This is a genomic window from Alkalicoccus luteus (assembly GCF_052061695.1).
Lineage (GTDB): Bacteria > Bacillota > Bacilli > Bacillales > Salisediminibacteriaceae > Alkalicoccus > Alkalicoccus luteus.
In genome coordinates this window covers 16,710-28,375 of sequence record NZ_JBPZEY010000016.1, presented here as the reverse complement: position 1 = coordinate 28,375, position 11,666 = coordinate 16,710, and the positions used below count along the sequence as shown (strand labels likewise).

Genomic DNA, 11,666 nt, shown 5'->3' with positions numbered 1-11,666 from the left:
GGCTCAGAACGAGGCGAAGATCCGGCCGACAGCTGGAGGGAAAGCCGAGCCCGTTCCCTCCGAAAAGCGAGGGGCCGCAGATACAGGCAGATGCAACGTGATTCACCTGAAATGACGTTATCAACACTCTGAAAAACAGGCTCAGCCTGTTTTTTGTCGTTTCCATGCCGCGTGGCAAAAGGATACGTCGGAATCGGCTGCAGGTTTCAGCGGAGACGCTGAAGCCTTTTTTTACCTTTTGTTCTTTTATGTAAATTTTTTTTATGAAATAAAAAGGATTTCAACTGCTGCTTAAAGAAGTATTACCAGCAGGCAGTTATAAATATAGAGAAAAGGTGGTGGCAGACATGGAAGTGACCGACGTCAGGCTCCGCCGGGTGCAAACGGAGGGACGGATGCTGGCAATTGCCTCAATCACATTCGATGAGGAATTCGTCGTACATGATATCCGTGTCATTGATGGGAACAATGGGAAATTTGTAGCGATGCCGAGTAAGCGCACTCCGGACGGGGAGTTCCGCGACATTGCCCATCCTATATCTTCAGTAACCCGGGAAAAAATTCAGCATGCTGTATTGAAAGCCTATGAAGAGGCCGGTGAAAACGCAGAAACGTTTGAAGAGGCTGGCACATCGTAGTCGTTTTACAGACACATAGACAAAAAGTCCGGATGCGGAATGTACCGGGCTTTTTCAGCATGGGCGAAAAGCCCGCGTTCGCTTGAAATGAAGTCGGATATAAGATATATTCATAGAGGAAATTCTGGCCGTGGAGGGTACTTAATATGACAAATCGATTTGCGGTCGTTCTGGCCGCCGGAAAAGGCACGCGAATGAAGTCCAGTCTTTACAAAGTGCTTCACCCTGTCGGCGGCAAGCCGATGGTCCAGCATGTGACCGACCAGCTACAGCAGTGCGGTCTCGAAAAGATGGTTACGGTTGTCGGTCATGGGGCCGATACGGTAAAAGAGCAGCTCGGCAGCGTTACTGATTATGTGCTGCAGGCAGAGCAGCTTGGTACCGGTCATGCAGTTATGCAGGCAGAGGAACAGCTCGGCGGAAAAAGCGGCACAACGCTTGTTGTCTGCGGCGACACGCCGCTTTTAACAGCAGAAACGCTTCAAAATCTGCTCGGTTCTCATGAATCAAAGCAGGCAAAAGCAACGATTCTGACAGCTCACGCTGAAAACCCGGCCGGCTACGGGCGCGTGATCCGTGACGGTGCAGGCAAAGTCGTTAAAATTGTGGAACAAAAAGACGCCTCAGAGGAAGAAAAACAGGTGCAGGAGATTAACACCGGCACGTACTGCTTCGATAATGAAGCGCTGTTCGACACGCTTCGCCGCGTAGGGAACGACAACGCACAGGGAGAATACTACCTGCCGGATGTGATTGAGATTCTGCAGGAGCAGGGAGAGCCCGTGTTCGCCCATCAGAGCAGCGATTTTCATGAAACGATGGGTGTCAACGACCGTGTAGCCTTGAGTCAGGCGGAAACGCACTTGAAGAAGCGGATCAATGAGCATTGGATGCGTGAAGGAGTAACGATCACAGATCCGGATTCCGTTTACATTGGAGCGGACGTGACGATCGGCAGCGACACCGTGCTGTATCCGGGCACGATGCTCCAAGGGGATACACAAATCGGCAGCGGCTGCGAAATCGGCCCGCACACCGAAATCCGTGACAGCCGCATCGCAGACGAGACGGTGATCCGCCAGTCCGTCGTACATCGAAGCAGCATCGGCAGCAGAGCGGCAGTAGGACCGTTTGCGCATATTCGTCCGGAAACGGCACTGGAGGATGAGGTGCGGGTCGGCAATTTCGTTGAGCTGAAAAAGATGCGTATGGGCACAGGCAGCAAAGCCTCCCACCTGAGCTATCTCGGGGATGCGGATATCGGAGCAGGCGTTAATGTAGGCTGCGGATCGATCACCGTTAATTATGACGGTAAAAACAAGCATCTGACGACGATTGAAGACGATGCATTTATCGGATGCAACTCTAACCTGATTGCGCCGGTGACGGTCGGAAAAGGCTCTTACGTCGCAGCAGGATCGACGATTACCGACGATGTGCCAGGGGACTCACTGGCGATCGCCCGTCAGCGTCAGACAAACAAAGAAGGCTATACCCGCAAATCGTAAGACGATGACTAGATAACAATGGAGGGCATTTGGATGGCTCAGTATGCAGACAACAAGTTAAAGGTATTTACGCTCAGCTCCAATCCGGACCTGGCATATGAAATCACGGAAGAAATCGGCGTGCCGTTAGGAAAAAGCTCTGTACAGCGCTTCAGCGACGGAGAAATCCAGATTAATATTGAAGAAAGCATCCGCGGCTGTGACATTTACGTTATTCAGTCCACGTCCTCACCGGCCAACGAACACATCATGGAGCTTCTCATCATGATCGATGCACTGAAGCGCGCCTCGGCAAAAACGATTAACGTCGTGCTGCCTTACTACGGCTATGCCCGTCAGGACAGAAAAGCTCGTTCCAGAGAACCGATTACGGCCAAGCTCGTTGCAAATCTGCTTGAAACAGCAGGTGCCACCCGTGTTATCACGCTGGACCTCCATGCGACACAAATTCAAGGCTTTTTCGATATTCCGGTGGACCAGCTCGTTGGTGTGCCGATTCTGGCAGATTATTTCGAAGCCAAACAGCTTGATGACATTGTGGTTGTATCACCGGACCACGGCGGTGTCGTACGTGCCAGAAAGATGGCAGACCGCTTGAAGGCGCCGATTGCGATCATTGATAAGCGCCGTCCAAAGCCGAACATGTCTGAAGTGATGAACATTGTCGGGAATATTGAAGGCAAGACGGCGATCATTATCGACGACATTATTGATACGGCCGGCACGATGACGCTTGCAGCCAATGCCATGATTGAAAATGGGGCAAAAGCCGTTTACGCATGCAGCACACATCCGGTGCTCTCCGGTCCGGCAATCGACCGCATTCAGAATTCGCAGCTGGAAGAGCTCGTCATTACGAATTCCATTCCGCTTCCGGATGAAAAGAAAATCAGCAAAATTAAACAGCTGTCAGTGGCTCCGCTGATCGGAAAAGCCATTGTACACGTGCACGAGCAGCGTTCTGTCAGCCGTTTGTTTGACTGATGCCGGATCCCCTCTTGAAAAAAGACGTTTCATTGCTCTATAATTGGGGAAGGTGCATTTAGGATCTGAAAAAACTATTGAGGTGATTTTGAGATGGCTACTGTATTGAAAGCCGCGGTAAGAGAGGATCTTCGCGGATCCCGTCTAACAAAAATTCGTCAGCAGGGAAACATCCCGGCTGTTGTTTATGGTAAGAAGTTCGGAAGCAAAGCAGTTTCTGTTAACTCGATCGACTTCATCAAGACGATGCGTCAGGAAGGTAAGACCGGCGTTTTCAAGATGGACATCGACGGTACGAAGACTGACGTCATGATTTATGACCTGCAGTACGATACGCTGAAAAACGAAGTCGTACACGTAGACTTCTACGCAGCAGACATGAACGTGGAAATGGATGCAGACGTACCAGTGTCCCTCATTGGGGAAGCACAGGGCGTAAAAGACGGAGGTGTTCTGCAGCAGGCTGTTTATGAGCTGTCTGTACGTGCGCTTCCACAGGAGCTCCCGGACCAGATTGAAGTGGACGTGGAGAAGCTGGAAGTAAACGATTCTCTCTCTGTCAGTGATCTGACAGCTGGCGAGAAGTACGAATTCAACAACGACCCGGATGAGGTTGTCGTTTCCATCACGCCTCCGGACGAAGAGCCGGAAGAGCCGGAAGTAGAAGTGGATGAAGAGCCGGAGCTTGTTGACGCTGAAGAAGGCGAAGCATCCGAAGACGCTGAAGAAAAGAGCGAATAACACGAAAGACAGGTTCTAAAAACAACGCCTGCACGTGGAGAAGCTGGAAGCCTGCTTTCAGCCGGATTCCGGCTTCGACACATATATATCCTCCACGATGCCGTGGAGGATTTTTTTAGGGAACGCGAAGGAGGAACAGGATGAAGCTGTTGGATAAACTGTTCCGGCGCAGACACCAGGAAGAGCATGAAGGAGCAACGAGCATGAAACTGATCGTCGGACTGGGGAACCCCGGCCGTAAATATGAACGCACCCGGCATAACATCGGCTTTGACGTCATCGACCGGCTGCAGGACAAATGGTCGCTTGACCTGAACGAACAGAAGTTTAAAGGCGTGTACGGGGTGGAAAGGAACGGTACGGAGAAATTATTCCTGCTCAAACCGCTTACGTACATGAATTTGTGCGGTGAATCGATCGCACCGCTTATGCAGTACTACAACATACCAATCGAAAACGTGCTGGTGATTTATGATGATCTCGATCTGGAACCGGGACGCATCCGCCTGAGACAAAAGGGCGGCCACGGCGGCCATAACGGATTAAAATCGATCATCCAGCATACCGGCAGCAATGAATTTAACCGGATTCGCATCGGCATCGGCCGTCCGTCTCCTGGAATTCCCGTGCCGGACTATGTTCTCGGCAGATTTTCGCCGGAGGATCTCCATAAAGTGGAGGATGCAGCCAATCGCGCTGCAGAAGCGGTGGACGCATGGAAGGACGAATCGTTTCTTCAGGTGATGAACCGCTTTAACTGATCCATTCACAGCAGAAGAAAAGCATGGCGAGGGTGGGTTTCTGATGTCCGGTTCGGACGCAGGGGCTGACCCTCTTGAAGCCGTCCGGCAGGAACTTGAAGAAAAAAGGTGGGGAACGCGTTGAAAGGCTTTCTAGAACGGTTACAGACATCAGGAGATTTACAAAAACTGACCTCCAGCGAGGGCGACAGACTCGTATCGGGAGTCACCGGTTCGTCACGTGCAGCCGTATTGGCCTCTCTCTATGAGCAGAGCGGCGGTTCCCAGCTTGTCGTGGCACATAACCTCTTGCAGGCGCAAAAGCTGTACGATGATCTTTTGTCGTTTGTCGACGAGGAGGACGTACACCTTTATCCGGTGAACGAGCTCATTTCAGCTGAAGTAGCGGTAGCGAGTCCGGAGCTGCGGAGCCAGCGCATGGAGGCGCTGAACCACTGGGCTGAAAACCGCCGCGGCATTATTGTCACACCGGCCGCAGGCGTCCGGAGGCTGCTTCCTCCTCCTCAAATGTGGAAGGAGGCGCAGCTGCGCGTCGAGACCGGCACTGATTTGGACTTGGAAGCATTTATGACCCGCCTGGTAACACTCGGCTATCACCGCGAAGACATGGTCGGCGCGCCGGGTGAGTTCAGCGTGCGCGGAGGAATCATCGATGTCTATCCGCTTACGGAAACGCATCCGGTCCGAATTGAGCTGTTCGATACCGAGGTGGACTCTCTCCGCTTTTTTGACGTCGGCTCCCAGCGCTCGCTTGAACAGGCCTCTGCCGTACAAATTGGACCAGCGCGGGAAATACTGCTGACCGATGAGGAGTATGAGCGCGGTGCAGAAGCGCTCCAGGAACGACTTGATACGAGCGTCCGCGCTGCCCGGGAGCAGTCGGCAAAAAACCGTCTGGCAGAAAACATCGGCAGCGAAATTGAAAAGCTGAAACAGCGCACGCCGTTTGAAGCGCTGTATAAGTACATGTCGCTGCTTTATGACCAGCCGTATACGATTTTGGACTATATGCCGGAAGGAACGAGGCTGGTCGTTGATGAACCGGGCCGGGCGCAGGAAACGATGGATACGCTCGACCGTGAAGAAGCAGACTGGCAGACCGCGATGCTCGCGGATGGAGCGATTCCGCGAAATCTGACAATGTCTGTTCCGTGGTCGGCAGTCGTGGAAGCAGACGCTCCGAAGCTGTACTTCAGCCTGTTTGCCCGGCAGATTCAAGGCGCTGTGCTTGCCGATCACATTAATCTGCAGACGAAATCGATGCAGCAGTTTCACGGCCAAATGAACGTGCTGAAAAACGAAGTCGACCGCTGGAAGAGTAACGGCTATGCGGTGCTGTTTACATGCGCCTCTGATGACCGGGCCGAGCGGCTGAAGCGCGTCATGGGAGACTATGAGATGGAGGCTTCCATCGTTCCGCCTGAAACGCCTCCACATGAAGGAGAAGCACGGATTACGACAGGTCAGCTGACAGCCGGCTTTGAAATGCCGCTTGAAAAAATTGTCATCATTACGGAAGAAGAAGTTTTCACGAAGAAAACGCCGAAAAAGCCAAAGCGGCGGCAGAAGATGTCCAACGCTGAACGAATTAAAAGTTATTCGGAGCTGAAGGTCGGCGACTGGGTCGTACACGTGAACCACGGGATCGGCAAATACCTCGGCATTGAGACGCTGGAAGTCGGCGATATTCATAAGGACTACATGCATATCTCCTATGCGGGCAACGATAAACTTTACGTTCCGGTAGAGCAGATCGATCTCGTGCAGAAATACGTCGGCTCCGAAGAAAAAGATCCGAAGCTTTACGCACTCGGCGGAAGCGAATGGAAGAAAGTCAAACGCAAAGTCCGTTCCTCCGTTCAGGACATTGCGGACGACCTGATCAAGCTGTACGCGGAGCGGGAGCATTCCAAAGGATATGCCTTCACGGCAGACGGGCCGGAGCAGCGTGAATTCGAATCGGCGTTTCCGTATCAGGAAACGGAGGACCAGCTGCGTACGATTGAGGAAATCAAAACAGACATGGAGCGGGAGAGGCCAATGGACCGCCTTCTCTGCGGAGATGTCGGCTACGGCAAGACAGAGGTCGCACTGCGGGCCGCGTTTAAAGCGATCATGGACGGCAAACAGGTCGCAATTCTTGTGCCGACGACGATTCTCGCCCAGCAGCACTTTGAGACGATCCGCGAGCGGTTTCAGGATTTTCCGATAAACGCCGAGCTGTTAAGCCGGTTCCGGACACGCAAACAGCTGAAAGAAACGTCGCAGAAGCTACAGGCTGGAGGGGTGGACATCGTAGTCGGTACGCACCGGCTGCTGTCCAAAGATGTAAAGTTCAACGATCTGGGATTGCTCATCGTCGATGAAGAGCAGCGGTTCGGCGTCACGCATAAAGAGAAGATCAAGCAGCTGAAGGCGAACGTTGACGTATTGACGCTGACGGCGACGCCGATTCCGCGAACGCTTCATATGTCGATGCTTGGCGTTCGTGATCTTTCTGTCATTGAAACGCCGCCGGAAAACCGCTTCCCCGTACAGACGTACGTGGTGGAATACAATGAAGCACTCGCCCGGGAAGCGATGGAACGCGAGCTGGCCCGCGGCGGACAGGTCTATTTCCTTTACAACCGGGTGGAGGATATTGAATCGATGGCCGACCGGGTTCAGATGATGGTGCCGGATGCAACGGTCCGCTTCGCACACGGCCGCATGACGGAAACGGAGCTGGAATCGGTGATGATGGACTTTCTTGAAGGAGAGGCGGACGTTCTTGTGACGACGACCATTATCGAAACCGGCGTCGACATTCCGAATGTCAATACCCTCCTCATCCATAATGCCGACCGGATGGGCCTGTCCCAGCTCTATCAGCTGCGCGGTCGCGTCGGCCGTTCCAACCGGATCGCCTACGCGTACTTCACCCATCAGCGGGATAAAGTGCTCACGGAAATTGCCGAACAGCGGCTTCAGTCCATGAAGGAATTTACCGAGCTTGGCTCCGGCTTTAAAATTGCCATGCGGGACTTGTCAATTCGAGGAGCGGGCAATCTGCTTGGTGCCGAACAGCACGGCTTTATTGCCTCCGTCGGTTTTGATTTGTACTCGCAGATGCTCAAAGAGGCAATCGATGAACGAAAAGAGGAAATGGACGGCAAGGAAGAGGCCGCTAAAAAAGAAGCACCGCCGGAGCTGGAGCTGGATATTAAAGCTGACGCCTATATTCCGGAGCGCTACATTGGAGACTCCCGTCAAAAAATCGATATGTATAAACGATTTCGGGCGGTGGCAGCGCTTCAGGAAGTACAGGATCTGCAGGACGAAATGATCGACCGCTTTGGAGAATATCCGGAGGAAGTTGACTATTTGTTCATCATCTCCCGGATTAAGCTGTACGCAGCCCGTGAAGGGATTGAAACGATTCAGGAAAAAAATCAAACCTGCCGCGTGACGCTGAGCAGAGAAGCAACAGACCGGACCGACGGCTCAAAGCTTTTCACGCTCGTCAACAAGCTGTCCCGCAGCATGAACCTCAGCTATGAAAATAATCGCATTGTCATTTCAATTAAAACGAAGAAGCTGGAGGACGGAGACTACCTTTCTCTCCTGGAGCAGGTGATTTCCCGTCTGCCGGAAGTCAGCCGGGATGCAGAAGTGAAAGCATAGCCGTCCGGCTGTTTGCATGGAAGGAAGCCGATCCGTATGCCGCATCCGACGCCATCGTGGGCGAAGGGCGCCGCTTATTTGTCCCTGGCTGCGCTCGCAGCCAAAGGACTGAGCGCGCTGTATAAAATTCCGTATCAAAACATGACAGGAGACACCGGATTTTACGTCTACCAGCAAGTATATCCGCTTTATGGAGCGGTACTCGTGCTCGGAACATACGGTTTTCCGCTCGTCATTGCCAAGGCGTTGATCGATAACGGGAGCCGGGACGGCATCCGTTCGCTGCTGACGTTCTATACGGCGATTATGATCGTGCTGTTCGGTCTCCTGGGAGGAGCGGTGACGCTCGCAGCGCCATGGCTTGCCGCACTTATGGGAGATCCGGCTTTGACCGAGCCGCTCCGGTGGATGGGGCTTCCGTTTCTGCTGATTCCATTTGCTGCAGCTGCGAGGGGTTATTTTCAGCACGACAGCAATACGCTGCCGACCGCCGTGTCACAGGTAATTGAACAGTTTATTCGAGTGATTGTCATTCTGCTGGCGGCTTGGGCGGGGATGCAGCTTGGAAGCGTGTATACCGCCGGAGCGTCAGCAGGCATTGGAGCGTTCGCCGGCGGAGCCGCAGGACTTGCATCACTCTGGTTTTACGTCCGGCGTGAGGAAAGCATACGCCCGGACTTCCGGCTTCCGCCTGCCTGGCAGGGGCTGATGCGTGAGCTGCTCGTAAAAGGACTGTTCGTCTCAGCGAGCGCGATGCTGCTCATTTTGTTTCAGCTAATCGATGCGTTTACCATCGTTCAGCGGTTACCCGAGGGGCTGCAGACCGCGCAGGAAAAGGGTGTGTATGACAGAAGCTGGCCGCTGATTCAGTTCGGCGCAGTGGTGATCACGGTCTTTTCCTATGCGGCCCTGCCTGCAGTAGCAAAAGCGTGGCCGCTCGACCGGCGCAGGGCGTCGGAAGAGGCGGGGAGTGCGCTGAAGCTTTGCACGGTCTTTGGCGCAGCCGCTGCACTCGGTATGGCAGCGGTGATGCCGCTGTTGAATGTCAGCATGTTTACCGACGCATCCGGCACGGCCGTGCTGCAGGTCATGGCGCTGTCTATTCTGCCGGCAGCGGTCTTTATGACCGCAGCAGCGCTCCTGCACGCAGCGGATCATGCGGGAACAGCCGCTGCACTGCTGCTGGGAGCCCTTGCAGGAAAAGCGGTGCTGAACGTGCTGCTCGTTCCTGTTGCAGGAACGATGGGCGCCGCAGCGGCAACGGTGCTTGCAGCCGTTCTGCTTGCAGCGGCATCTGTGCGGTCGCTGATCCGGATAGGGGTGCTGCGTCCTGGACCAGGAACCTGGCTTGTAAAAACGGGAGCGGCGCTGCTCATCATGACAGCGGCTGCCTGGTTCGCCGCTTCAGGTCCTATTGGAAGCCGAGCCGGAGCATCGGTGCAGCTTGCACTCGTGTCCGGAGGAGGAGCTGTCCTCTATATCGGGATCATTTGGAGACTGTCTGTGTTTACGGTGCGCGAATGGGAGATGCTCCCGAAGCTGGGAACCCGGCTTCCGCACCGGCGTCAATCTGAAGGAGGAAATCACGTATGAAACCGTCGATTACGATCATCGGGCTTGGAGCAGGGGAGTTGGACCAGCTCCCTGTCGGCCTGTATAAAAAACTGCTCGGGGAAGAAAAGGTGTACATTCGTACGGCTGACCATCCGATCATTGCGGAGCTGGAGCAGGAGGGAGTCGTTTTTCACGCTTTCGATTCCTTGTATGAAAAGCACGACCGCTTTGAAGAGGTGTACCGGGAAACAGCAGAAACACTCATGCAGAAAGCGCGTGAAGAAGGAGCGGTCACGTTTGCAGTGCCCGGTCACCCGATGGTAGCAGAAACAACGGTGCAGCTGCTGCTGCGCCAGCCGGAAATTCCTGTACAGGTAGCAGGGGGACAGAGCTTTCTCGATGCCGTCTTTACGGCGCTTGAGATCGACCCGAACGATGGCTTTCAGCTGCTGGACGGAACCGCGCTCTATCCGCCGGACATCGCCGTCACTCAGCACGTGTTGATCAGCCAGGTCTTTGACTCCGCGAGCGCCGGCGAAGTGAAGCTGTCGCTTATGGAACGCTATCCGGACGACTATCCAGTAACGGTGGTCACCGCTGCAGGTTCTGAAGCAGAGTCACTCGTGACGGTGCCGCTGTTTGAGCTGGACCGGGCCGTGTCTGTCAGTAATTTAACGGCTGTGTACGTGCAGCCGATAGAAAGAGAGAGCATTCTGTACCGTGAATTTCAGACGCTGCGCGAAGTCATCGCAACGCTCAGAGGGCCGGACGGCTGTCCATGGGACCGCAAGCAGACGCACGAATCGCTCAAGCGCTATGCGGTCGAGGAAGTGTATGAGCTGCTTGAAGCGATTGACGAGCAGGACGATGACCATATTGCCGAGGAGCTGGGCGACGTGCTGCTGCAGGTGATGCTGCATGCACAGATCGGCGAGGACAATGGCTATTTTGATATCCAGGATGTCATTGAGCACGTCACGGAAAAAATGATCCGCCGTCACCCGCACGTATTCGGCAATACGGCTGCAGCGGACGCAGAGGAAGTACTCGCGAACTGGGAAGAAATCAAAAAATCGGAAAAGCAGAATGGAAGCCGTAAGTCCCTCGTAGATGGCATTCCGGCATCGCTACCTGCTCTGCACTATGCTTGGAAGCTTCAGAAAAAAGCGGCAAAAGCCGGCTTCGACTGGACCGAAGACGGGCCTGTCTGGGCCAAGGTGGAGGAAGAGCTGAACGAATGGAAGCAGGACCTGCAGGAAAACCGGATGGAAGCAGCAGCCGGCGAACTTGGCGATGTGCTGTTTGCCGTTGTTAACGCAGCGCGTCACCATGGCATGGACCCGGAAGAAGCGCTTCGACAGACGAACCGTAAATTTTCATCAAGGTTCCGTCATATCGAAATGCGGCTTCAAGAACAAAACCTGAACGTGGAAGATCAAAACCTGGAGCAGCTGGACGTATATTGGGAGGAAGCGAAAAAGATCGAACGAAGAGAGGGATCCGAGTGAGAATCGATAAGTATTTAAAAGTGTCACGGCTCATCAAACGGCGTACAATGGCAAAAGAGGTGGCCTCCCAGGGTCGGGTGGAAGTAAACGGCGTAACGGCGAAGGCAGGTACGGAGGTGAAGCCGGGAGACGAGCTGGTGATACACTTCGGCCAGAAAGTGGTGACACTGAAGGTGGAGCGTACGGCCGAAACCGCTAAGAAAGAAGAAGCAGCAAGCTTTTACACCGTCATATCCGAAGAAAGAGTGGAAGATTAAGACAATCCGCCCTTGTAAGGGGTGGATTCGTCCATTACGATAGAGAAAACGC

General features: G+C 53.9%; 9 protein-coding genes. All 9 read left to right on the top strand.

Annotated features, from left to right (window positions below):
- Positions 1-347: 347 nt before the first annotated feature.
- The 9 genes from spoVG (at position 348) to ACSZLD_RS15950 (ending at position 11,614) form a co-directional block, all read left to right on the top strand.
- On the top strand, positions 348-638 hold the full coding sequence (spoVG, locus tag ACSZLD_RS15990) for a septation regulator SpoVG (RefSeq protein ID WP_377910359.1): 291 nt from the start codon (positions 348-350) through the stop codon (positions 636-638).
- Between the two features lie 146 nt (positions 639-784).
- Complete coding sequence (gene glmU / locus ACSZLD_RS15985; RefSeq protein ID WP_444685768.1) at positions 785-2,146, top strand: bifunctional UDP-N-acetylglucosamine diphosphorylase/glucosamine-1-phosphate N-acetyltransferase GlmU; 1,362 nt, start codon at positions 785-787, stop codon at positions 2,144-2,146.
- 33 nt (positions 2,147-2,179) lie between these two features.
- Positions 2,180-3,130 carry a ribose-phosphate diphosphokinase gene (locus ACSZLD_RS15980; RefSeq protein ID WP_377910361.1) on the top strand — a complete coding sequence of 317 codons (951 nt, stop codon included), beginning with the start codon at positions 2,180-2,182 and terminating at the stop codon, positions 3,128-3,130.
- Positions 3,131-3,223: 93 nt separating this feature from the next.
- The gene (locus ACSZLD_RS15975) at positions 3,224-3,871 is read left to right on the top strand and encodes a 50S ribosomal protein L25/general stress protein Ctc (RefSeq protein WP_377910362.1); all 648 of its coding nucleotides are present in this window, start codon (positions 3,224-3,226) and stop codon (positions 3,869-3,871) included.
- Between the two features lie 203 nt (positions 3,872-4,074).
- A complete protein-coding gene (pth, locus tag ACSZLD_RS15970) occupies positions 4,075-4,632 on the top strand; it encodes an aminoacyl-tRNA hydrolase (protein ID WP_377910386.1) in 558 nt (185 codons plus the stop codon).
- Between the two features lie 120 nt (positions 4,633-4,752).
- On the top strand, positions 4,753-8,295 hold the full coding sequence (gene mfd, locus ACSZLD_RS15965) for a transcription-repair coupling factor (protein WP_377910363.1): 3,543 nt from the start codon (positions 4,753-4,755) through the stop codon (positions 8,293-8,295).
- A gap of 36 nt (positions 8,296-8,331) precedes the next feature.
- Entirely contained in the window at positions 8,332-9,888 is a 1,557-nt protein-coding gene (locus ACSZLD_RS15960) for an oligosaccharide flippase family protein (RefSeq protein WP_444685767.1), read from the top strand.
- Complete coding sequence (yabN, locus tag ACSZLD_RS15955; protein WP_444685766.1) at positions 9,885-11,357, top strand: bifunctional methyltransferase/pyrophosphohydrolase YabN; 1,473 nt, start codon at positions 9,885-9,887, stop codon at positions 11,355-11,357. Before ACSZLD_RS15960 ends, yabN begins: the two co-directional genes overlap by 4 nt.
- Positions 11,354-11,614 carry an RNA-binding S4 domain-containing protein gene (locus ACSZLD_RS15950; protein WP_377910366.1) on the top strand — a complete coding sequence of 87 codons (261 nt, stop codon included), beginning with the start codon at positions 11,354-11,356 and terminating at the stop codon, positions 11,612-11,614. Before yabN ends, ACSZLD_RS15950 begins: the two co-directional genes overlap by 4 nt.
- Positions 11,615-11,666: the final 52 nt, after the last annotated feature.

What these genes read in the sequence shown, in the direction of transcription:
- pth (WP_377910386.1), top strand. Translation starts at nt 4,075, where the DNA reads ATGAAACTGATCGTCGGACTGGGGAACCCCGGCCGTAAATATGAACGC.
- yabN (WP_444685766.1), top strand. Translation starts at nt 9,885, where the DNA reads ATGAAACCGTCGATTACGATCATCGGGCTTGGAGCAGGGGAGTTGGAC.
- ACSZLD_RS15980 (WP_377910361.1), top strand. Translation starts at nt 2,180, where the DNA reads ATGGCTCAGTATGCAGACAACAAGTTAAAGGTATTTACGCTCAGCTCC.
- glmU (WP_444685768.1), top strand. Translation starts at nt 785, where the DNA reads ATGACAAATCGATTTGCGGTCGTTCTGGCCGCCGGAAAAGGCACGCGA.
- ACSZLD_RS15975 (WP_377910362.1), top strand. Translation starts at nt 3,224, where the DNA reads ATGGCTACTGTATTGAAAGCCGCGGTAAGAGAGGATCTTCGCGGATCC.
- ACSZLD_RS15960 (WP_444685767.1), top strand. Translation starts at nt 8,332, where the DNA reads ATGCCGCATCCGACGCCATCGTGGGCGAAGGGCGCCGCTTATTTGTCC.
- spoVG (WP_377910359.1), top strand. Translation starts at nt 348, where the DNA reads ATGGAAGTGACCGACGTCAGGCTCCGCCGGGTGCAAACGGAGGGACGG.